Genomic DNA, 20,553 nt, shown 5'->3' on the forward strand with positions numbered 1-20,553 from the left:
GCCGAGCCTCCGGCGGCGAGATCCTTCCCGCCGCCGCGGCATCTTGGCGCCGCGAGGTTAACGTCGCTTGAAGATCGGCGATCCCCGCGCTCACCGCAGGAAATTCGCCAGGTTGAGGTCGCTCAGCGAGCCGATCGCGCGGTAGCTGGCGTCCAGCGTCGTCTTCGTGGCCTGCAGCAGGGAGAGCGTCTCGGCCATGTCGACATACTGGATGTCCGCGAGCTGGCCCTCCAGCACCGTCGAGAGCTGGCCGTGCCGCTTCTGGGCGGCTTCCATCCGCGCCTCCACATGGCCCAGCGCGCCGGCCTCCTCGCCCAGCGCCGCCTCGGCCGCGCCAAAGCCGTCGCGGATCGTGGTCACCAGCTTGTCGAACTCGAGCGGATCGGCCGCCATCTGCGCCGGCGTCAGCGCGGAGAGGCTCATCAGATTGCGCATCATGTCGCGCACCCAGCTGCCCGTGGTCTCGCCGGAGCTGACCGCCTCCGCATTGGCATTGGCCTTGATGCCGTAGCCGATGATCTCGCCGTCGGCCGAAGGCACGCCGCGCCGGGCCTCCGGGCTGGCCGCCGTCTCGTCGGCCGTCAGGAAGGCCGAGAAGGGCGTGACGCCGGCCGCCGTGCTCTGCGCGATGCCGCGCGTGGCGGCCGAGACCGTGGCCGCGTCGGTGGCGGCCAGGTTGCCGATCGCGGCCGCGACATCCTGCGCCATCTGCCCCGTCGCCAGCCCGTCAGGATCGGGGATGGGCGGATGCGCGAGGTCCGTGCCGCCGAAGAGGTACTCGCCGGCATGCTGCGTGTTCAGCAGATGCGCCATCTCGGTCAGCGCCGCGCGCGCCTGCGCCTGCACCGTGGTCAGCGAGCCCGGATCCTGGCTGGTGATCCGCTGCGTCACGGTGGAATGGAAGTCGCGCGCGATCTGGGTCAGCCGGCCCAGCGCCTCCTGCATGAGGCCGGTGCGGCCCAGTGCCTGGTCCATGGAGCTCGCATAGGCCTCACGCCGCGCCACCTCGCCGCGCAGCGAGACAAGCCGCGAGACCTCCGGCCCGAGATCGCCGAGGTTCTGGGCGCGCAGCCCGTCCGCCGATTGGCGCGTCAGCGTCGCGAGGCGCGTGCGCAGGATCGCCGTCTCCCGCGCCACGCTGCCGAGCAGGTCGATGGTCATGCCCTATGGCCCCCCTGTTGAGCGTGCGATCCCGACCCTGGCCACGCGCTACCGCCCGACGCCCTGCAGCGCGTCCCACATCTGCTGCGCCGTGGTCATGACGCGGGCATTCGCCGCATAGGCGTTCTGCAGCTTGATGAGCGCCGCCACCTCGGCGTCCGGGTCGACGCCGGACTCGTTCTGGAAGCGCGCGTCCAACCCGGCCTTCAGCCCCTCCGCGCGCGCCCTGGCCGCGGTCGCCGCGGCGCGGTCGGCGGTCTGCGCGCCGGTGAGCGTCGCGGCATAGGCCTCGACCGAGCGCGCGGGGATGAAGGGCGAGCTGAGGCTGCCGTCGGGGCCCAGCCCGCCGGACGGGATCGGGGCCCAGCTGGTGCCGTCGCGCACCGCCTCGCCCAGGCTATGATCGATGATGCGGTCGAGCAGCGTGGCGAAGCCGGAGGGCCCGCCGGCAGGGTTGGTCGTGAAGCCGGTGGGCCCGCCCGGCGTGTCCACGACGTCGTGCGTGCCATCGCGCAGCAGGGCGGGGTTGGTGGCGACGGCGGCGCTGATCCGGATCTGGTTGGCGAAGCCGATCTGCCCACCAGTCGGATCGGAATAGCCCAGCGAGACATCCGGCACCGTTCCGGAGCTGCCGGTGAAGAGCGTGAGGCCCTGTGCATTGAAACGGCTCGCGAGCTGGGACGCCGCGACGTCCAGCTCGGCCTGGTAGCGCGGCAGGGTCGAATCCCGCAGGTTGATGTACTCGCCGAGGCGCCCGCCCACGAGCTGCCGTGTGACGTCCACGCCGCCCAGGGTGATGCCGGGGATCGTGCCGCCGGCGCCATGGAAGGAGCTGGGGCCGATCGTGGCCATCTCCGACGAGAGCGCGTCCCCGCGGGGGTCCAGCGCCAGGCCGAGGCCGCCCCTGGTCACCAGCACGAGGCCGCCATCGGACTGGTGCAGCGCCTGGACCGGCAGGCTTTCCGACAGCCGGGACAGCGCCATGTCGCGCTGGTCCTCGAGGTCGCCCGTGGGCAGGCCCCGCACGGTGTCGCCCTTGATGAGGGTGGTGAGGTCGGCGATCTGGCGCAGGCCCGCATTGATCCTCTGCACCTCCTCCAGGATGCCGTCCTGCGCCTGCTGCCGCGCATCGCCCACCGCCTCCGCGACCTCGTTGAAGCGGGTCGCGACCGTCATCGCGGCCTGGGCGGCGTCGCGCTGCAGGCCCGTGTCGCCGGGCGAGCCGCGCAGCCCCGTGAGGCTGCTGCGCAGCGCCGCGATGGTGTCTCCCAGGCTGTCGCCGGCATCGGTGGCGCCGTGCACCGCCTCGATGCCGGCGAGCAGGCGCTCCCGCACGGTGGCGGCGGCCGCCTCGGCGCCGCGGGAGTCGCGCTCGGCGGTCAGGGCGGCGTCCACATGGCGCTGCGCCTCGCCGAGCCGGACGCCGAGCGGCATGCCATTGGTGGTGAGCGCGATCGCCGTCGCGGACTTGCGCGTGTAGCCCGGCGTCTCGGCATTGGTGATGTTCTGCGCGACATTGGCCAGCGCCCGCTGGGTGGCGAGCAGACCATTGCGCGCGATGCCGAAGGCGAGGTCGAGACTCATGGCCGGGCCACCTTATCGAGACGAGGGTTAACGAGAGGTTGCTCGTCACCGCTTCATATTGATCGTGTCCTGCAGCATCTCGTCCGAGGTGGTGACGACGCGCGTATTCGCCGTATAGGCGCGCTGGGCGACGATGAGCTTGGTGAACTCCGTGCCGATATCGACGTTGGATCCCTCCTCCGCGCCCACCACCAGCTTGCCGACGCCGTTGGTCGCGGCATCCATCACCTGGGCCTCGCCGCTCTCGATGGTGCGCATGAAGGCCTGGCCGTCGAGCCGCTGGAGCTTGTCCGGATCGCTGAAGGAGACCAGCGGCACGCGCGCGATCACGCGGGACTCGCCGTTGTCGTAGTTCACCGCGACGTCGCCGTTCTCGCGGATCGCGAGGCCGGAATAGGAGCCCGGCGGCACGCCGTTCTGGTGCAGCGTGCGCAGCGAGAAGTCATTGCCGGCCTGCTGCGTGATCCCCTGCGCGACGTCGAACCGGCCGAGGTTCAGGTTGATGTCCTGGTTGCCCAGGCCGAAATCCATCTGGAAGTTCAGGTCCACCACGGCGTTGGTCGTGCCGGTCACGCCGTCGAAGCTCTCGATGGTGCCATTGGTGCCGAAGACGATCGGGATGCTCACCGCGCCGCCCACCGGGCTGGGCGAGATGCTCATCTGCCAGCTCCGCGCCGGGCCCGCCGTGGGCGGCGGCCCGGCGGTGCCCGGGGTCTGCGCGAAGGTCAGGGTGAGCGCATGGCGGTTGCCGAGCTGGTCGTAGACCGGCACCTGCGTGCTGAAGCTCCTCGCATCGGCCGGCGTCGCCGGCGGGTCGATCGCCGGCAGGTTGGCCGCGATCTCGACGGCGGAGGTGGCGATGGGGTTGAAGACCTGCTGGCTCACGCGGAGCGGCGCGAGCGTGGTCCGGTCGACATTGCCGTTGGAATCCACCGGCCAGCCCTGGAGGAAGTAGTCCGAGCCGTTCACCAGATAGCCGTCCCGATCCATCCGGAAATCGCCGGCGCGGGTGTAGAACTGCCGCTCGTCGAAGGCGGGCAGCCCGTTGGAGCTGCCGCGCGCCTGCGCGACGGAGAAGAAGCCCTGGCCGCCGATGGCCAGCGAGAGCGGGTTGTCGCTCTGCTCGATCGTGCCCTGGATGGAGTTGGTGTAGTCCGGCCGCGCCATCACCGAGCCGGGGGCGTGCATGGTCTGGGTGGATTGCGTGACGAGATTGGTGAAGTTGGTGTCGACGCGCTTGTAGCCGGCGCTCTGGCTGTTCGCGAGGTTGTCGGAGATGTGGCCGAGGGAGCGGGATTGGGCGTTGAGGCCCGAGATCGCCGTGGTCATCGCACCAAACAGGGACATGGGGGCCTCGCGCCAGGGATCGCGTGCCCGGGGCATTCCGGGCCGCGGCGGGGCAAGGCATGCGGCGTGCCAAGGTCGGGGCCGGGATTCGCCCGACCCGGGCGGCAGGGTTTGCCGGTTGGGGGCGGCGATTGCCGGATCTCCGCCCCGCCTTGCCGGGCCGGGCGGGCCATGGGCTGGCCCGGGCCTTGCGGAGGGCGGGGGCCGGGCATGGAGCCAGGCACCGGAGCGGGCCGGAGGCGCCGCGAGGGATCCGCGATGGATGCCGCCTTTCCCCTGGCCACGCCGATGTCCGCCGCGCTTCCGGCCACAGGCTCGGCCGCGGCAGAGCCCGACGGCGAGGCCGGCTTCGCGGCGGCGCTGACGCGGAGCTTGAGCGCGACCGCGGAGGCAGTTCCGGCTACGGCTGCTCCGGCCGTGCCCGTGGTTGCGACGAGCGGTTCCTTTGTGCCCGCTTCCGTTCTGCCCGCGTCCGTCCCGGCCAGCCTTTCCCTGGCGCCGACGCCAGGAACGGCAGCAGCCGCCCCGGCCGCGACGGCCTCGCCGATCCCCGGACCCGCGCCAGCGCCGGTGGAGATGCCGGTGCCGGCCCTGCCAGAGGCGCCCCTGCCAGAGGCCATCGGGCCGGAACCCCCGATCATCCGTGCTCAACTCGCCGCGGAGGAGCCTATCGCAAAGGAGGAACGCGGCGCGGATCGGCCGATCGACTTCCAGGCGCTGCCCGCACTCCTCCTGCCGGCGATCCCGGCGCTGGCCCAGCCGTCGCGACCGCAGCCCACCGCCAAAGCCGCCGCCGCCCCCCTCTTGGAAGAAGGCGGGGACGAGGCGGGCCCGCCCGTCCCGGGTCCGGCGCCGCTGCCCATCCTGCCGCCCATGCCGCTCCCTTCGAATTCGCCGGAGATCGCGTCGGGCGGCGCCTCGAAGGCTGCCGCGCCGGAGGCCGAGGTCGCGGCCACGGCGCCCCTGCCTGATGCACCGGCGCCGTCCGGGCCCGCGCGCGCCGAGTTCCCCTCCGGGACCGCGGAACGTCCTGCATGGTCCCCGGCCGGCCCGGTGCAGACCGGCATGCCGGCTTTCGCGCCCGAGCTGGCGGCGCTCCAGGCCGCGCCCCGCGCCGCCGTCCTCGACAGCCCGGCGCCCAGCGCCTCGCCGTCGCCGTCTCCTGCCCGCCAGGTCTCCTCCGTCGCGATCGCGCTGGCCTTCGCCCCAGGTGGATCCGGCGGCTTCAGCCTATCGCTCGAGCCGGCCGAGCTGGGCCGCATAGAAATCCGCGTGCAGCGCGAGGGCGACGGCCACAACGTCCGCGTGACGGCGGAGCGGCCGGAGACGCTGGCCCTGCTCCAGCGCGACCGGCACGAGCTCGATCGCGGCCTCGCGGAGGCCGGGCTGCGCGTGGATCCGGCCGGAATCGACTTCTCGCTCGACATGCGGGACGGCGGCGGCGGCCAGGAGGCCGGGACGGGCCAGCGCAACGAGCCGCGGGGCCATGCCGGCGCCGCGCGCGCCCTCACCATGCCCGAGCGCGAGGCGCCGCCGCGCGTGCCGCGCAGCCTGCTCGACCTCAACATCTGACGGAAAGGAACGCCCTCCATGAGCGGCACGGTCCAAGGCACGAACGGGACGGGCAGCTCCGCCGCCCCGCGCAGCACCAGCCCCACCACCGGCTTCGGCGCCGACTTCAACACCTTTCTCACGCTGCTAACGACGCAGCTGAGGAACCAGGATCCGACCAATGCCATGGATCCGAACGAGATGACGCAGCAGCTCGTGCAATTCGCCGGGGTGGAGCAGCAGCTGCGGACGAACACGAATCTCGAATCGCTGATCTCGGTGCAGCAGGGCACGCAGCTTGTCGGCGCGGCGCCGCTCATGGGGCGGCTGGTCGAAGTGGAGAGCGACCGCCTCGCGCTGCAGGGCGGCCAGGCCACCCTGCGGCTGCCCGCCGCCGGCGAGGCGCGCCGCGTCGGCATCGGCGTGCTGGATCCGCAGGGCAACCTGATCCGCTCGGCGCAGGTGGATCTTGGTGGCGCGACCCAGGACTGGGTCTGGGACGGCAAGGACGTGGAGGGCGTGCAGCGGCCGGACGGGGCCTACAGCTACGTGCTGGTGGGCGCCGCCTCGGATGGCACCGAGGTGGAAGTGACCGGCACCGTGCTGGCCCGCGCGACCGGCGTGGAGCGGCGCGAGGGCGAGGTGCGGCTGAACCTAGGCGCACTGACGGTGGCGTTCGACAGGTTGCGCGGCCTGCCGGGCGGGAACTGAGGGCCTGAATCGCCGCTTCCGTTAATCCTTCCGCAAGAGGTCCGGCGGCAAGTTCTGCCCAGGGCGCAGGAGGCGCTCCGGGAGAGTTCCATGTTGCCTTGCCATGCGCCACGTCCGGGCGGGCCGTGCAGAAGCTGATCGAGCAGCTCCGCGGCCTCGGGCGCGTGCAGCTCGGCGCGCTGGCGGGCGTGGGCATCGGCGTTCTGGGGCTGATCGCCTGGCTCGTGCTGCGCGCCGGAACGCCGCCCATGGGCCTGCTCTACGGCGAGCTGGAGGCGCGTGACGCGGGCGCCGTGGTGGCCTCGCTGGACCGGCAGCGCGTGACCTACCGCCTGGCCGCGAATGGCACGCAGGTGCTCGTGCCGGCCGAGGACGTGCCGCGCCTGCGGCTTTCCCTGGCGCGCGAGGGGCTTCCGGCGGGCGGCTCCATCGGCAACGAGATCTTCGACCGCGGTGCGAGCCTCACCACCACGCCCTTCCAGCAGGAGATGAACCGCCTCCGCGCGCTGGAGGGCGAGCTGGCGCGCAGCATCCGCGCCTTGCAGGGCGTGCGGGCCGCGCGCGTGCATCTCGTGCTGCCGCGCCGCGAGGCCTTTTCCCGCGAGCGCGCCGAGGCGCAGGCCAGCGTGCTGCTCACCATGCAGGGCGTCCAGCGACTGGACCGCGAGGGCGTGCAGGCGGTGCTGCACCTCGTGGTGACGGCGGTGTCCGGGCTGCGGCCGCAGAACGTCTCGATCGTGGACAGCCGCGGCGAGCTGCTGGCGCGCGGCGGCCAGCCGCTCACGGGGCCGGCGGGTGCGCAGACGCAGGACGAGCTGCGGCGCGGCCAGGAGGCGCGGCTGGCGCGCGGCGTGGAGGAGATGCTGGAGCGCGTGCTCGGCCCCGGCCGCGTCCGGGCCGAGGTGGCGATGGAGATGGATTTCGACCGGGTGGAGACGCGCGAGGAGCGCTTCGACCCGGACAACCAGGTGGCGCGCAGCATCCAGTCCACCACCGAGAACAACCGCACGCAGGAGAATGGCCTGGTCAGCGTCGGCAACAACCTGCCGGGCGCCGAGCCCCCGGGCGGCGGCAATGGCAACACCGAGAGCAAGCAGGAGGAGACGACCAACTACGAGATCGGCCGCTCCACCCGCAACGTGCTGCGCGAGCATCCGGTGGTGCGCCGCCTGACCGTCGCGGTGCTGGTGGACGGCGTCACGGAATCGCAGCCGGAGGGCCCGCCCACGCATCGCGAGCGGACGCCGGAGGAGCTGGCGCGCATTTCCGCGCTCGTCCGCAACGCCGTCGGCTTCAATGAGCAGCGCGGCGACCGGGTGGAGGTGGTCTCCATGCGCTTCGCCGAAGCCGAGGCGACGACGCGCGAGACCGGGCCGCTGGGCCTCGACATCTCCCAGGCCACGCTGGCGCGGCTGATGGAGACGGCGGTGATCGGGCTGCTGATCCTGCTCACGCTGCTGCTGGTGGCCCGGCCGGTCGCGCGGAAGCTGGCGATCTCGATGAATCCCATGCCTGCCCTGGCGGGGACGGGCGGCGGCACCGTCGCGCTCGACGCGAGCGGCCTGCCGGTCGCGATCTCCGGCGACGCGCCGGTCATGCTGCCGCCCGGCGTCGAGCCCGGTTCGGAGGAGGAGCGGATGATCCATCTCGCCCATGTGCAGGGCCAGATGCGCGCCTCGTCGATCGCGCGGATCACCGCGCTGGTGGAGGAGAATCCCGAACAGGCGCTCCTGGTCATCCGCCGCTGGCTCACGCCGGAGGATGGGGAATGAGCGTCACGCGATCCCTGCGCGGACCGCAAAAGGCGGCGGTGCTCATGCTGGCGCTCGGGGAGGAGCATGCGACCCGGCTCTTCGCGCGCATGCATGAGGACGAGATCCGCGATCTCTCCCACGCGATGTCGCAGCTCGGCACCATTCCCGCGCTGACTGTCGAGCAGATCTGCGACGAGTTCGCGACCCATCTCGGCAAGGCGGGCCATCTCGTCGGCTCGTTCGAGAGCACCGAGCGGCTGCTGCTCAAGACGCTGCCGCGCGAGCGCGTGGCCCAGATCATGGAGGAGATCCGCGGGCCCGCGGGCCGCACCATGTGGGACAAGCTCGGCAATGTGAACGAGACGGTGCTCGCGAACTACCTAAAGAACGAGTACCCGCAGACCGTCGCGGTGGTGCTCACCAAGGTGAAGCCCGACCACGCCGCGCGCGTGCTCTCCATCCTGCCGGACGGCTTCGCGATGGAGGTGGTGATGCGCATGCTCCGCATGGAGAACGTGCAGAAGGAGGCGCTGGAAGGCGTCGAGCGCACGCTGAAGATGGAGTTCATGTCGAACCTCGCGCGCTCCACGCGCCGCGATGCGCACGAAATGATGGCCGAGATCTTCAACGGGCTCGACCGCCAGGCCGAGGGCCGCATCATGGCCGCGCTGGAAGAACGCAACCTGGAGGCGGCCGAGCGCATCCGCGCCCTCATGTTCACCTTCGACGACCTCCGCCGCCTCGACGCGCAGGGGCTGCAGGTGCTGCTACGCGCCGTCGAGAAGGACAAGCTGACGCTGGCGCTGAAGGGCGCGGCCGAAGAGATGCGCGAGCTCTTCTTCCGCAACATGACCGAGCGCGCGGCCAAGCTGCTGCGCGACGACATCGCCGCGCTCGGGCCGGTGCGGCTCAAGGATGTGGACGAGGCGCAGGCGGCGGTCGTCGTCGCCGCGAAGGACCTCGCCTCGCAGGGGCAGATTCAGCTCTCGGAGGGCAAGGATGACCAGCTTGTGGAGTAGGCGATGAGCGAGAGCCTGGATTTCGAGCCGACGCCGCCCGGCGCGACGCCCCCCGTGGAGCGCGCGCCGGTGCAGCGGGATCTGGAGGCGGTCTACGACATCCCCGTCCAGGTCAGCGCCGTGCTGGGGCGCGCGACGATGCAGGTGAGCCAGCTCCTCAAGCTCGGCCGCGGCGCGGTGGTGGAGCTGGACCGCAAGCTAGGCGAGGCGGTGGACATCTACGTCAACAACCGCCTCGTCGCGCGCGGCGAGGTGGTGATGGTGGAGGACAATCGCCTCGGCATCACCATGACGGAGATCGTCAAGGCGGATCGCGGCATATGACCCGGCTGCTCCTCATCGGCTCGCTCTCCGGCGAATTGGGGCAGGCGGCGCGGATCGCCAATGCGCGCGGCGCGGCGCTGGCGCAGGCGGATGGCGTGGCCTCGGGCCTCGCGCATCTGCGCGGCGAAGGCGCCGACCTCGTGCTGGCCGATGTCATCCACGATCTGCCCTGGCTGCTGGAGCGCCTCGCCGAGGAGCGCATCGCGACCCCGATCGTCGCCTGCGGCCTGGATGCGGATGCCGAGGCCGTGCTGCGCGCCATCCGCGCCGGCGCGCGCGAGTTTCTGCCCCTGCCGCCGGACGCCGAGCTGATCGCGGCGATGCTGGAGGCCGTGACCGCGAAGGACGGCGCGCCGGTCTGCCGCGATCCGGGGATGCGCGCGCTGCTGGCCCGGGCCGAGCAGCTCGCCCGCTCCGAGGCCTCGGTGCTCATCAGCGGCGAGAGCGGGACGGGCAAGGAGGTGCTGGCGCGCCACATCCACGGCGCCTCGCGCCGGTCGCGCGGCCCCTTCGTCGCGCTGAACTGCGCGGCCCTGCCGGAGAACCTGCTGGAGAGCGAGCTCTTCGGCCACGAGAAGGGTGCCTTCAGCGGCGCCGTCGCCGCGCGGAAGGGCAAGTTCGAGCAGGCCGAGCGCGGCACGCTGCTGCTCGACGAGATCGGCGAGATGGACCCGCGACTCCAGGCCAAGCTGTTGCGCGCCATCCAGGAGCGCGAGGTGGACCGGCTCGGCGGCACGCATGCGGTGAAGGTGGATGTCCGCATCCTCGCCGCGACCAACCGCGACCTGCCGGCCGAGGTGCGGGCCGGACGCTTCCGCGAGGACCTCTATTTCCGGCTGAACGTGGTGCAGCTCCGCATCCCGCCGCTGCGCGAGCGGGTGGAGGACATCCTGCCGCTGGCCACGCATTTCGCCACCCGCTACTCGGCCGCCAACGGCCTGCCGGACAGGGCCATCGCTCCGCCGGCGCTGGCCCGGCTGATGGCACATTCCTGGCCCGGCAACGTTCGCGAGCTGGAGAACGCCATGCACCGCGCGGTCCTGCTCGCCTCCGGCCGCGAGATCGGCGCCGAGGCGATCGAGGTCGCCGCGATGCCCGATGCACCCGCCGTGGAGACCGTCGCTCCCGCCCTCCCCGTTCCGGCGCAGCCCGCCATCGCCGCCCTGGTGGGCCGCCGCATGGAGGAGGTGGAGCGCGAGCTCATCCTCGAGACGCTCGGGCGTTGCCTCGGCAACCGCACGCGGGCCGCCGAGATCCTCGGCATCTCCATCCGCACCTTGCGCAACAAGCTCTCCGAATACCGTGGCCAGGGCCTCGCCGTGCCGCCGGCACCCGGCCAGATGCCCGAAGCCTGGAAAGTGGCGTGAAGGCCATCGCGCTCCCTCCCTGGCTGGCCGGGCTTCGCGTCTCTTCCGAGGCCGCGCTGGTCCTGGGCATCGTGCTGGTCCTCGTCATCCTGATCGTGCCTCTGCCGGGCCCGCTGCTCGACGCGGCCTCGGCGCTGAACATCACCGTCTCGGTGCTGATGCTCATGGTGACGCTGCTGCTGGCCCGGCCGCTCGACTTCCAGTCCTTCCCGCAGCTGCTGCTCATCACCACGCTGTTCCGCCTCGGCCTGAACGTCGGCACCACGCGCGCCATCCTGGCGAGCGGGCACGAGGGGCCGGAGGCGGCGGGCGCGGTCATCGCCACCTTCGGCCGTTACCTGATGGGCGGCGACATCCTGGTCGGCCTGATTGTCTTCGCCATCCTGCTGCTGGTGAACCACGTCGTGGTCTCCAAGGGCGCGGGGCGCGTCGCCGAGGTCGCGGCGCGCTTCCACCTCGACGCCATGCCGGGCAAGCAGATGGCCATCGACGCCGACCTCAATGCCGGCACCATCGACGAGAACCAGGCGCGCGAACGCCGCCGCGAACTCCAGGAGGAGAGCGGCTTCCACGGCGCCATGGACGGCGCCGCGAAATTCGTGAAGGGCGACGCGATCGCGGGGCTGGTCTCCACCTTCATCAACCTGCTGGGCGGTCTCGCGATCGGCGTGGGCCGGCATGGCATGGGTTTCATGGACGCCGTCGAGACCTATTCCATCCTGACCGTCGGCGACGGGCTGGTGGGGCAGATCCCCGCGCTGCTCGTCTCGGTCGCGGCCGCGATCATCGTCACCAAGGCGGCGCGCGAGGAGCAGGCCGACCAGCTCATGGCGCGCGAGCTCGCCGGGTGGAAGCCGCTGGCCATCGCCTCGGCCGCCTCGCTGTTCCTGGGGCTGATGCCGGGCATGCCGCTGGTTCCCTTCGTTGTCGCCGCGGGCGCGACGGGCGCGGCCGCCTGGTTCCAGCGCAAGGCCTCGCTGGTCCCGCCGCCCGAGCCCGACACGCCGCCCCCCGTGCCGACCGAGCCCGCCGTTTCCGAGGCGCTGCGCATGGACCTGCTGCGGCTGGAGCTGGGCTACGGCCTGCTCTCGCTCGCCTCGGGCGACGCGCCGCGGCTCACCGAGCAGATCCGCGGCCTGCGCCGGAGCATCGCGCAGGAGATGGGCTTCGTGCTGCCCTCCGTGCGCATCCAGGACAATCTGGACCTGCCGCCCGACACCTACATCCTGCGCGTGAAGGAGATCGAGGCCGCGCGGGGCGTCTTGCGCCCGCCGCTGCATCTCGCAATCAACCCCGAGGGTGGCACGCCCGACATGCCCGGCGAGAAGACCAGCGAGCCCGCCTTCGGCCTGCCCGCCCTCTGGATAGAGGAGAAGCTGCGCGACGAGGCGCTGATGCGCGGCTGCACGGTGGTGGACTGCGCCGGTGTGCTGGCCACCCATCTCACCGAGGTGGTGCGGGAGAACATGAGCGAGCTGCTCTCCTATGCCGAAACGCAGAAGCTGCTGGACGAGCTGCCGAAGGAGCAGCAGAAGCTCGTCTCGGACCTCATCCCGACGCAGGTGAGCGTGGGCGTGTTGCAGCGGCTGCTCCAGGCGCTCCTGGCCGAGCGCGTCTCCATCCGCGACCTGCCGACCATCCTAGAGGGCTTGCAGGAGGCGGCGACGGCCAATCTCCGCGCGATCCCCCAGATGCTCGGCATCGTGCGCATGCGGCTGGCGCGGCAGCTCTCCGAATCCGCGCGCGGGCCGCAGGGCTACGTGCCCCTGGTCACGCTCTCGCCGGAATGGGAGGTGGCCTTCGCCGAATGCCTCAGCGGCCCCCTTGAGGACCGGCAGCTCGTCATGGATCCCGGCCGCCTCCAGGCCTTCATGCAGCGCCTGCGCGACGTGCTCGACGCCCAGGCCGCGCAGGGCGAGCATGCCATCCTGCTCTGCTCGGGCGCGCTGCGGCCGCATCTGCGCGCCATCGTCGAGCGCTTCCGGCCGAGCACCTCCGTGCTCTCGCAATCCGAGATCCACCCGCGCGCGCGGATCCGCACGCTGGGCAGCGTCTAACGGATGCGCCTGCGCGTCTTTCAGGCCCGAAGCGCCTCCCTCGCCATCGCCGCCGCGCGCGAGGCGATGGGCGAGGAGGCGGTGGTCCTCGGCACGCGGCGCGTGGCGGGCGGGGTGGAGCTCACCGTCGCGCTGGAAGCCGCCGAGCCCGAGCTGATCCCCCCCGTCGCGACGCCGCGCTTCGAGCTTGCGCGGCACAACCTGCCACCGGCGCTGCGCTTCGCCGGCGCCGACCTCCCGGAGGCCCTGGCCGCCCGGCTGGATTTCGCACCGCTGCCCCAGGACCGGCCGATCCTGCTCGTCGGCCCGCCCGGCGCCGGCAAGACGCTGAGCTGCGCCAAGCTGGCCGCGCGCGCGGCCATGGCGGGACGGCCGCCGCTCGTCGTCACGGCTGATGGCGCAAGGGCCGGCGCGGTGGAGCAGCTCGCCGCCTTCACGCGGCTGCTGGGCCTGACCCTCGCGGTGGCCGCGCAGCCGGAGGTGCTGGCCAAGGCGATGCAGGCCCGCAAGACCGGCCAGCCCGCCTTCATCGACGGCATGGGCTGCGACCCCTTCGACGCCGCGCAGGCCGGGCACCTGCACCGTCTCATCCAAGCCGCCGGCGCCGCGCCGGTTCTCGTCCTTCCCGCCGGCCTCGACGCGGAGGAATCGGCCGAGCTGGCACGGGCCTTCCATCTGCTCGGAGCACGGCATCTGCTGCCGACGCGCCTCGACATGGCGCGGCGGCTGGGCGGCGTGCTCGCCGCCGGAGCGGCCGGCCTCGCGCTGACCGAGGCCGGGATCGGCCTGCAGGTCGCGGCCGGGCTCCAACCGCTCACCCCCGCCTGGCTGGCCCATCGCCTCGCCGGCGGAACTCCAAGGGAAACCGCGCCATGCTGATCGCGATCGCCTCCGGAAAGGGCGGCGTGGGCAAGACCTGCCTGGCCATCGGCCTCGCCCAGGCGCTCGCCGAGGCGGGGCGCGACGTCCTGCTGGTGGATGGCGATCTCGGCCTGGCCAATGTGGATGTGCAGCTCGGCCTGCATCCAGGGCGCGACCTCGGCGACGTGCTGTCCGGACGCTGCGGGATCGGTGAGGCGGCGATCCCGCACCCAGCCGGCTTCGGCGTGCTGCCCGGGCGCTCAGGCTCCACGATGCTGGCGGCGCTGGATGGGAGCGCCCTGATCGGCCTGCTGCGGCGCCAGGGACGCGAGGTGGTGCTGGACCTCGGGGCCGGCCTCGGCGCGGCACAGCGGCATCTCGCCGCGCGAGCCGACCTCCTGGTCGTCGTCGCGACAGAGGAGCCGACGAGCCTCACCGATGCCTATGCCGTGCTCAAGCTGCATCGCGGCGACGCGCCGGCCGCGCGGGCGGGCGTGGTGGTGAACATGGTGGCACAGCGCGCCCAGGCCCTGAAGGTGCATGCGGCGCTGGATTCCGCCTGCCGCAATTTCCTGGGGAGCGGCGTGCCGCTGCTGGGGGCCGTCCGGCGCGATCCGAAGGTGCCGGCCGCGATCCGGGCGCAGATCCCGCTGCTCACCCGCCATCCGTCCAGCCCCGCCGCGCAGGATCTGCGGGAGCTCGCCGCGCGCCTCGCGCCGGGCCAGACGGCATTCGCGTGAACAGAATGCGTCCCCTCAGGCCTTTGGGCCTGAGGGTCGGCTCACCCTAATCCTGCCACTTCACCGTGAGGAAGGGCGCCGGGATGAGCAGCTTGCTTTCCTGCGTCGCGATGAAGCTGCGCACCTTGCCCAGATAGTCGAGCCAGCTCTGATCGGCGAAGAGCTTCGTCCTGCGCTCGGCGCGCTCGGCGAGGCTTTCATAGGCCCACATGTGGATCACCTGGTTCAGCGGCCCGAACTCGGTCGTGTAGTAGCCCACGAGACGGCCCAGGATGGGCTTCTGGATCGCGAGCCCCTCGGCCGCATAGGCCTTCACGTAATGGCCGATCTGGCCCGGATGCATGGTGTAGATGCGCTCTTCGACGATCATGGCGTGCCCTCTTTGACGGGGCGACGCTACAGCGCCCGCGCCGATCGCGGAAGGAGGCCCGCCCGGCCGGTCACTTCCACGCGCCCTCGCCGCTCGGGGAGAACTCCGCCCGGTTCAGGCTCGCCAGGAAGTCGCGCGACCAGCCGCTCGCCCCTGCCTCGGCGAGCCGGTCGTAGTCCATCCGCCAGCGCTCACGCCGCTCGGCGATGGGCATGTTGATCGCGAGATCCAGCGCCTCGGCGATCTCGTCCGGATCGTTGGGGTTCACCTTCACCGCGCCCTCCATCTCCCGCGCCGCGCCGGCGAATTGCGAGAGGATGAGCACGCCCGGATCCTCGGGCGGCTGCGCCGCGACGAACTCCTTCGCCACCAGGTTCATGCCGTCGCGCAGCGGGGTCACCAGCGCGATATTCGCCATCCGGAGGAAGCCCGCGAGCGTCCGCCGCTGGATGGGCCGCGTCGTCCAGCGCAGCGGCACCCAGTCGACCTCGGCGTATTCGCCGTTGATGCGGCCGACCAGCTCGTCCATCTCCCGGCGGAGCATGCGGTACTGCGTCACCTCGCCGCGCGAGATCGGCGCCGCCTGCAGGAAGGTCACCTTGCCGCGATGCTGCGGGTAGCGCTTCAGCAGGTCGGCGAAGCCCAGCACGCGCTGCGGCAGGCCCTTGCTGTAGTCCAGCCGGTCCACGCCGAAGATGAGCTCGCGGCCGGCCAGGCTCTCGCGGAAGCGCTGCGCATCCTTTCGGGAGGCCGCCTGTGCCGCGGCGCGGCCGAAGGCCTCCGCGTTGATGCCGACCGGGAAGACCCCGACCTGCGCGCTCACCCCTTCCCTCCGCAGCGCGTCGGAAAGGTGCTCCGCGTCCTCAGCGGTCTGGGTGCCGATCAGGTCGATGGCCTGGAGGTCGCGCAGCAGGGCCGCGGCGCGTGGCAGGGCGGCGAAGAGCGCGGGGGGCGGGAAGGGAACGTGAAGGAAGAAGCCGATCTTCTGCCGCACGCCCAGGTCGCGCAGCGCGGCCGCCAGCGGGAACAGATGGAAATCATGGATCCAGATGGTGTCGTCCTCGCGCAGCAGCGGCGCCAGCTGCTCCGCGAAGCGGCGGTTCACCGCCCGCCAGCCCTCCTCCTCGGCGCGGCGGAACTGCGCCAGCCCGAAGCGGTAGTGCAGCAGCGGCCAGAGCATGCCGTTGCAGAACCCCGCATAGTACAGCTTGTGCTCCTGCGCGGTGAGATCGATCACGGCATGCGTGCGGTTGCCCGTGCTCGCGATGCGCGGCTCGCGCCGGTCGGAGCTCTCGCCGGACCAGCCGAACCACAGCAGTTCCCGCCGCTTCACCGCTTCCTCCAGCGAGACCGTGAGGCCGCCGGCCATCGGGCCGGATTCCTTCAGCGGCGGAACACGGTTCGAGACGATTACAAGGCGCGCCAAGGTCCATCCTCCCGGTTCTGGGACAGCCGCATGGCGAGAATGCCCTCCGGATTGTTCGGTCGCGGAACGGCGCAGACCGGCTCGCCCGCCCGGCGCGGGCGGCCCGTCCGGTCGGCGCGTCCGCCCCTCGTCATGAGGGCGCCGGAATCAGGTGGCTGGGTCATGCGCGCCCGCCAGAAGGGATGTGAGCCAGGCGCGAACGGCCTCCGGCTCGGGGAAGTCGTCAGGGACACGATAGCCCATGCCGCCCAAGGCCTCGGCGGCGGCGATGCCGTCCTCGTCGGTCACGTCGTCGCCGATGAAGATGGGCAGGCGGCCGGCGAAGGGCGGCTCGCGCATCATCTCACGCACGGCCACGCCCTTGTGGATGCCGTGCGGGCGGACCTCCCAGGCCATCGAGGCGCGGAGGATCTCGAAATCGGGCATCGTGTTCACGAGGGACGCCAGGAGGTCGAAGGCCGGATCGCCCAGGTCGGGCGCGAGGCGGTAGTGCAGGACGAAGCCGGCGGGCTTTTCCTCGAAGACGATGCCCTCGTGCCGCGCGGCGAAGGCGAGCGCGGTCCTGCGCCAGGGTTCGGGCGCGGCGGGCAGCACGGCACGGCGGGCCTCGCCGCCCGGCCGCGAGCGCATCACGGCGCCATGCTCGGCGGCGACGGGCAGGCGAAGCGGGGCGAAGAGCTCCTCGACATCGGTCAGCGCGCGCCCGGTGACCAGGGCCAGCGCGCCGTCCATGGCCCCCAGCAGGGCTTCGAGGTCGATGCGCAGCGAGCCGGGGACCACCACCTCGTCCGGCCGCGGCGCCAGGTTGATCAGCGTCCCGTCGACATCGAGGAGAAGCGCACCGCGCGCCAGGACGTCCCGCGGGCTCGGCAGGGCACGCGGGTGATTTGACGGGGTTTCCATAGCGCTACCCTAACCATTGAGGGAAGCCTTGGTTGCTCCGCCGGAGTGATGAATTCCCTGGCAGGTATGCTACTTGGTAACGAAGGCTTTTTCCAGCGCGTAGCTGCCGGGGGCGTGGTTGGTGCCCTCGACGAAGCCGCGGGCCTCGAGCAGCGCCTTCACATCGGCGTTCATGGCCTCGCTGCCGCAGATCATCACGCGGTCGAAGGCCGGGTCGAGCGGTTCGACGCCGGCCTGGCGCTCGGCCTCGCCGGATTCGAGGCGGGCGGTGATGCGGCCCTGGACCGGGAAGGGCTCGCGCGTCACGGCGGGGAGGTAGACCAGCTTCCCGGACACCATCTCGCCCAGCAGCTCGTGCTCGCGCAGCTCGCCGGTGATGTAGTCGCGATAGGCGAGCTCCTTCACCTCGCGCACGGTATGCGCGACGATGACGCGGTCGTAGCGGTCATAGACCTCCGGGTCGCGGATCAGCGACATGAAGGGGGCGAGGCCGGTGCCGGTGGCGAGCATCCAGAGGTTGCGGCCAGGAAGGATGTTGTCGGTGATGAGCGTGCCGACGGGCTTGCGGCCGATCAGCACCCGCTCGCCGACCTGGATGTGCTGGAGGCGCGAGGTCAGCGGCCCATCCTGCACCTTGATGGAGAGGAATTCGAGATGATCCTCCCAGGCCGGGCTCACCATGGAATAGGCGCGGACCAGCGGCTTGCCGCCGACCAGCAGCCCGATCATGGCGAACTGGCCGGAGGTGAAGCGCAGCGCCGGGTCGCGGCCGCATTTGAAGCTGAAGAGGCTTTCGGTCCAATGATGGACCCAGGTGACTTCCTCGGCGAAAAATCCCGGGGGGGCGCTGACGATGGGTTCGACGTCGATGTCCATCCGGCGGTTTTGGGGGCGGTTACGTTGCAGCGCAAGAAGAAGAACGGGAACGCATGAGAGATTTTCAGCCACCGCATGATCCGGCGACCGAGCCGCCAGTCGGCCCCCAGGTCGACCCGACGCCGCGCCCGCTGCCGGCGCGCGTCGCGCACAAGGGCCGCAGCGTCGACCTGGAGCCGCTCCATCTCCGCCACGCTGCCGACCTCTGGATGGCCGCCCAGGCGGACAATGCCCCGGAAAGCTGGGCTTATATGGGCTACGGGCCCTTCTCCGACGAGGCGGCGCTGCGGAGCTTCGTGGGAAGCTTCGCCACGGCGCACGACCCCATGGCCTGGGCGGTGCGGCCGCACCGGACCGGAACGGTCGATGGCTGGCTCTCGCTGATGGAGATCTTCCCGGCCCATGCGCATATCGAGATCGGCAATATCTGGTTCAGCCCGCGCATGCAGCGCACCCGCGCCGCCACCGAGGCCATGTATCTCCTCATGCGCCACGCCATGGACGATCTCGGCTACCGGCGTCTCACCTGGAAGTGCAATGCGCTGAACGCGCCCTCCCGCGGGGCCGCCGCGCGGCTGGGCTTCACCTACGAGGGCACGCTGCGCGCCGTGCTGACCGTCAAGGGCCGCCGGCGCGACACCGCCTGGTTCTCCATCCTGGAGGAGGAGTGGCCCGCCCGCCGCCAGGCCATCGAGTCCTGGCTGGACGATTCGAACTGGGACCAGCAGGGCCGTCCGAAGGCCTCGTTGCGCCGCAAGGATTAACCTGGATTCATTTCAGCTTCAGGATTATTCTGCTCCGACGACAATGCGTCGGGGAGGCTGGCGGTGGAATACATCGAATATGGCGACCTCTTCGCCTGGGCCCTCATCATCGGCGGCGGGGCCTTTGCCCTGTCCTACCGATGGATGCCTGTCGGCGCCGCGATCGGCACCGGCGTCCTGGCGGCGCTGCTGGCCAAGTCGCTGCTGCTCGAACTGGTTTGACGGGACTGACACCGGACTGTCAGCCAGGCGTCACACGGCGCTGTTAGGCCGTCCCCTCCAATAAGAGGGTTTGCCCATGCGCCGTGTCCTGCTGCTCGCCACCATCGCCTCCCTGGGGGCCGCGAGCCTCACGCTTCCGGCCGCCGCGGAACAGCGCTTCGAGGCACGTCTCGCCGGCCACGCCATCCTGCCTGCCGCCACCTTCGTGCCCCCGCCCGAGGGCGCGCCGCCGGGCTTCTCCGTCTCCGGCCGCTTCGCCGGCGCCAATGGCCTGCGCCTCCAGCAGCCCGGCAGCCTGATGGGCAATACCGGCGCCGCCTATGGCAGCCGCGAGACAGGCATCGCCCTCCCCTTCCAGGGCCAGCCGGTCCAGGGCTTCTCCGGCATCAAGCCGGCCGGCGACGGCAGCTACTGGGTGGTGACGGACAACGGCTTCGGCGCCCGCGCCAACAGCCCGGACGCCATGCTGATGTTCCACCGGGTCCGCCCCGACTTCGCGACCGGCCGCGTGGAGATGATGCGCACCATCTTCCTCAGCGATCCCAATGGCGTGGTCCCCTTCCGCATCACCACCGAGGGCAGCCGCGAGCGCTACCTGACCGGCGCCGACTTCGACCCGGAGAGCATCCAGCCCCTGCCCGACGGCACCTTCTACATCGGCGAGGAGTTCGGCCCCTACCTGATCCAGGTGGATGCCGAGGGCCGCGTGATGCGCGTGGTCGAGACCCGGATCGACAACGAGGCGATCCGCTCCCCCGATCATCCCGCCTTTACCACGCCCGCCACGCCGGCCGGGACCGTGAATTTCCGCGCCCGTCGCTCGGGCGGCTACGAGGGCATGGCCCTGACGCCGGATGGCCAGACGCTCTGGGCCCTGCTGGAGCAGCCGCTCTTCGTGGCGGGGACCGATCGCCCGGAGGGCAGTTTCCTCCGCGTCCTGGAGTTCAGCCTGGCCCGCAACGAGTGGACGGGCCGCAACCTCCGCTTCCAGCTCGCCGAGGGGGCGACCGCCATCGGCGACTTCAACTTCATCGATGCCACCCGCGCCCTGGTCATCGAGCGCGACAACGGCCAGGGCGACCCGGGCCTCGAATGCCGCGAGGGGCAGCGTCCTCCCGCGTGCTTCGTCCAGCCCGCCCGCGTGAAGCGCGTCACCCTGGTCGACTTCAGTCAGGTGGACGCCGACGGCTTTGTCCGGAAGATCGGCCATATCGACCTGATGACCATGCAGGACCCGGACAACCGCGCCCGCCTGCGCGGCGACCTGCCGCAGGGCGCGGCTGCCGGCCGCTTCACCTTCCCGTTCTTCACCATCGAGAACGTGGCCATGGTCGACGGCGACCACATCATCGTGGCCAACGACAACAACCTGCCCTTCAGCGCCGGCCGCCACCTGACGCGCGCGGACGACAACGAGTTCATCCTGCTGCGCGTGCCGGAGTTCCTCCGCGCGCGCTGAGGGCGGCTCGGCGGGCGGGCGCATCCCCGGGTGGGATGCGCCCGCTTCGATTCTAGG

19 protein-coding genes are annotated in these 20,553 nt (G+C 71.5%); 12 read left to right on the forward strand and 7 right to left on the reverse strand.

The features are described from left to right. Window positions 1–90: 90 nt before the first annotated feature. The 3 genes from EJV46_RS08745 to flgE are packed head-to-tail and all read right to left on the reverse strand — an operon-like array spanning window position 91 to window position 4,092. Window positions 91–1,161 (reverse strand): flagellin, encoded by a 1,071-nt coding sequence (locus EJV46_RS08745; RefSeq protein ID WP_131548235.1) that lies wholly within the window; start codon window positions 1,159–1,161, stop codon window positions 91–93. A 48-nt stretch (window positions 1,162–1,209) separates the two neighbouring features. After that, on the reverse strand, window positions 1,210–2,745 hold the full coding sequence (locus EJV46_RS08750) for a flagellar hook-associated protein FlgK (RefSeq protein WP_131548236.1): 1,536 nt from the start codon (window positions 2,743–2,745) through the stop codon (window positions 1,210–1,212). Window positions 2,746–2,790: 45 nt separating this feature from the next. Next, window positions 2,791–4,092, reverse strand: coding sequence for a flagellar hook protein FlgE (gene flgE, locus EJV46_RS08755; RefSeq protein WP_165585426.1), 1,302 nt, complete (start codon window positions 4,090–4,092; stop codon window positions 2,791–2,793). A 1,065-nt stretch (window positions 4,093–5,157) separates the two neighbouring features. On the opposite strand from flgE, the gene EJV46_RS22725 reads away from it, so the two are divergent. The 9 genes from EJV46_RS22725 to EJV46_RS08800 all read left to right on the forward strand — a co-directional run bounded on the left by EJV46_RS22725 (window position 5,158) and on the right by EJV46_RS08800 (window position 14,476). Next, window positions 5,158–5,664, forward strand: a complete 507-nt coding sequence (locus EJV46_RS22725; protein WP_165585427.1) for a flagellar hook-length control protein FliK — start codon at window positions 5,158–5,160, stop codon at window positions 5,662–5,664. Window positions 5,665–5,682: 18 nt separating this feature from the next. Then, window positions 5,683–6,354, forward strand: coding sequence for a flagellar hook assembly protein FlgD (locus tag EJV46_RS22730; RefSeq protein WP_165585428.1), 672 nt, complete (start codon window positions 5,683–5,685; stop codon window positions 6,352–6,354). A gap of 125 nt (window positions 6,355–6,479) precedes the next feature. Further along, complete coding sequence (gene fliF, locus EJV46_RS08770) at window positions 6,480–8,126, forward strand: flagellar basal-body MS-ring/collar protein FliF (protein WP_240782477.1); 1,647 nt, start codon at window positions 6,480–6,482, stop codon at window positions 8,124–8,126. After that, complete coding sequence (fliG, locus tag EJV46_RS08775) at window positions 8,123–9,127, forward strand: flagellar motor switch protein FliG (protein WP_131548240.1); 1,005 nt, start codon at window positions 8,123–8,125, stop codon at window positions 9,125–9,127. Before fliF ends, fliG begins: the two co-directional genes overlap by 4 nt. 3 nt (window positions 9,128–9,130) lie before the next feature. Then, window positions 9,131–9,451 carry a flagellar motor switch protein FliN gene (gene fliN, locus EJV46_RS08780; RefSeq protein WP_131548241.1) on the forward strand — a complete coding sequence of 107 codons (321 nt, stop codon included), beginning with the start codon at window positions 9,131–9,133 and terminating at the stop codon, window positions 9,449–9,451. Further along, window positions 9,448–10,818, forward strand: a complete 1,371-nt coding sequence (locus EJV46_RS08785; RefSeq protein WP_131548242.1) for a sigma-54 dependent transcriptional regulator — start codon at window positions 9,448–9,450, stop codon at window positions 10,816–10,818. The genes fliN and EJV46_RS08785 overlap by 4 nt, the downstream gene beginning before the upstream one ends. Continuing rightward, window positions 10,815–12,875, forward strand: a complete 2,061-nt coding sequence (gene flhA, locus EJV46_RS08790; RefSeq protein ID WP_131548243.1) for a flagellar biosynthesis protein FlhA — start codon at window positions 10,815–10,817, stop codon at window positions 12,873–12,875. Before EJV46_RS08785 ends, flhA begins: the two co-directional genes overlap by 4 nt. Before the next feature lie 3 nt (window positions 12,876–12,878). After that, window positions 12,879–13,754 carry a hypothetical protein gene (locus EJV46_RS08795; protein WP_131548244.1) on the forward strand — a complete coding sequence of 292 codons (876 nt, stop codon included), beginning with the start codon at window positions 12,879–12,881 and terminating at the stop codon, window positions 13,752–13,754. Further along, window positions 13,748–14,476, forward strand: coding sequence for a P-loop NTPase (locus EJV46_RS08800; RefSeq protein ID WP_131548245.1), 729 nt, complete (start codon window positions 13,748–13,750; stop codon window positions 14,474–14,476). Before EJV46_RS08795 ends, EJV46_RS08800 begins: the two co-directional genes overlap by 7 nt. A 46-nt stretch (window positions 14,477–14,522) precedes the next feature. Here the strand turns inward: EJV46_RS08800 and EJV46_RS08805 are convergent, their stop codons facing one another. The 4 genes from EJV46_RS08805 to EJV46_RS08820 form a co-directional block, all read right to left on the reverse strand. Beyond that, on the reverse strand, window positions 14,523–14,846 hold the full coding sequence (locus EJV46_RS08805; protein ID WP_131548246.1) for an NIPSNAP family protein: 324 nt from the start codon (window positions 14,844–14,846) through the stop codon (window positions 14,523–14,525). 70 nt (window positions 14,847–14,916) lie between these two features. Next, window positions 14,917–16,272 carry a trehalose-6-phosphate synthase gene (locus EJV46_RS08810; protein ID WP_131548247.1) on the reverse strand — a complete coding sequence of 452 codons (1,356 nt, stop codon included), beginning with the start codon at window positions 16,270–16,272 and terminating at the stop codon, window positions 14,917–14,919. Window positions 16,273–16,419: 147 nt separating this feature from the next. After that, window positions 16,420–17,175, reverse strand: a complete 756-nt coding sequence (gene otsB, locus EJV46_RS08815; protein WP_131548248.1) for a trehalose-phosphatase — start codon at window positions 17,173–17,175, stop codon at window positions 16,420–16,422. A gap of 69 nt (window positions 17,176–17,244) precedes the next feature. Next, on the reverse strand, window positions 17,245–18,051 hold the full coding sequence (locus tag EJV46_RS08820) for a ferredoxin--NADP reductase (RefSeq protein WP_131548249.1): 807 nt from the start codon (window positions 18,049–18,051) through the stop codon (window positions 17,245–17,247). 53 nt (window positions 18,052–18,104) lie between these two features. Between EJV46_RS08820 and EJV46_RS08825 the strand changes: the two genes are divergently transcribed. The 3 genes from EJV46_RS08825 to EJV46_RS08830 all read left to right on the forward strand — a co-directional run bounded on the left by EJV46_RS08825 (window position 18,105) and on the right by EJV46_RS08830 (window position 20,496). Continuing rightward, window positions 18,105–18,815 carry a GNAT family N-acetyltransferase gene (locus EJV46_RS08825; protein ID WP_131548250.1) on the forward strand — a complete coding sequence of 237 codons (711 nt, stop codon included), beginning with the start codon at window positions 18,105–18,107 and terminating at the stop codon, window positions 18,813–18,815. A 63-nt stretch (window positions 18,816–18,878) separates the two neighbouring features. Further along, on the forward strand, window positions 18,879–19,037 hold the full coding sequence (locus EJV46_RS22735; RefSeq protein ID WP_165585429.1) for a hypothetical protein: 159 nt from the start codon (window positions 18,879–18,881) through the stop codon (window positions 19,035–19,037). A gap of 76 nt (window positions 19,038–19,113) precedes the next feature. Next, entirely contained in the window at window positions 19,114–20,496 is a 1,383-nt protein-coding gene (locus EJV46_RS08830; protein WP_131548251.1) for an esterase-like activity of phytase family protein, read from the forward strand. Window positions 20,497–20,553: the final 57 nt, after the last annotated feature.

The organism is Roseococcus sp. SYP-B2431 (assembly GCF_004336745.1).
GTDB lineage: Bacteria > Pseudomonadota > Alphaproteobacteria > Acetobacterales > Acetobacteraceae > Roseococcus.

Excerpts from the sequence above, each read along its gene's own strand:
- EJV46_RS08745 (WP_131548235.1), bottom strand. The coding sequence starts at position 1,161 with ATGACCATCGACCTGCTCGGCAGCGTGGCGCGGGAGACGGCGATCCTG.
- EJV46_RS08750 (WP_131548236.1), bottom strand. The coding sequence starts at position 2,745 with ATGAGTCTCGACCTCGCCTTCGGCATCGCGCGCAATGGTCTGCTCGCC.
- flgE (WP_165585426.1), bottom strand. The coding sequence starts at position 4,092 with ATGTCCCTGTTTGGTGCGATGACCACGGCGATCTCGGGCCTCAACGCC.
- EJV46_RS22725 (WP_165585427.1), top strand. The coding sequence starts at position 5,158 with ATGCCGGCTTTCGCGCCCGAGCTGGCGGCGCTCCAGGCCGCGCCCCGC.
- EJV46_RS22730 (WP_165585428.1), top strand. The coding sequence starts at position 5,683 with ATGAGCGGCACGGTCCAAGGCACGAACGGGACGGGCAGCTCCGCCGCC.
- fliG (WP_131548240.1), top strand. The coding sequence starts at position 8,123 with ATGAGCGTCACGCGATCCCTGCGCGGACCGCAAAAGGCGGCGGTGCTC.
- fliN (WP_131548241.1), top strand. The coding sequence starts at position 9,131 with ATGAGCGAGAGCCTGGATTTCGAGCCGACGCCGCCCGGCGCGACGCCC.
- EJV46_RS08785 (WP_131548242.1), top strand. The coding sequence starts at position 9,448 with ATGACCCGGCTGCTCCTCATCGGCTCGCTCTCCGGCGAATTGGGGCAG.
- EJV46_RS08795 (WP_131548244.1), top strand. The coding sequence starts at position 12,879 with ATGCGCCTGCGCGTCTTTCAGGCCCGAAGCGCCTCCCTCGCCATCGCC.
- EJV46_RS08800 (WP_131548245.1), top strand. The coding sequence starts at position 13,748 with ATGCTGATCGCGATCGCCTCCGGAAAGGGCGGCGTGGGCAAGACCTGC.
- EJV46_RS08805 (WP_131548246.1), bottom strand. The coding sequence starts at position 14,846 with ATGATCGTCGAAGAGCGCATCTACACCATGCATCCGGGCCAGATCGGC.
- otsB (WP_131548248.1), bottom strand. The coding sequence starts at position 17,175 with ATGGAAACCCCGTCAAATCACCCGCGTGCCCTGCCGAGCCCGCGGGAC.
- EJV46_RS08820 (WP_131548249.1), bottom strand. The coding sequence starts at position 18,051 with ATGGACATCGACGTCGAACCCATCGTCAGCGCCCCCCCGGGATTTTTC.
- EJV46_RS08825 (WP_131548250.1), top strand. The coding sequence starts at position 18,105 with ATGAGAGATTTTCAGCCACCGCATGATCCGGCGACCGAGCCGCCAGTC.
- EJV46_RS08830 (WP_131548251.1), top strand. The coding sequence starts at position 19,114 with ATGCGCCGTGTCCTGCTGCTCGCCACCATCGCCTCCCTGGGGGCCGCG.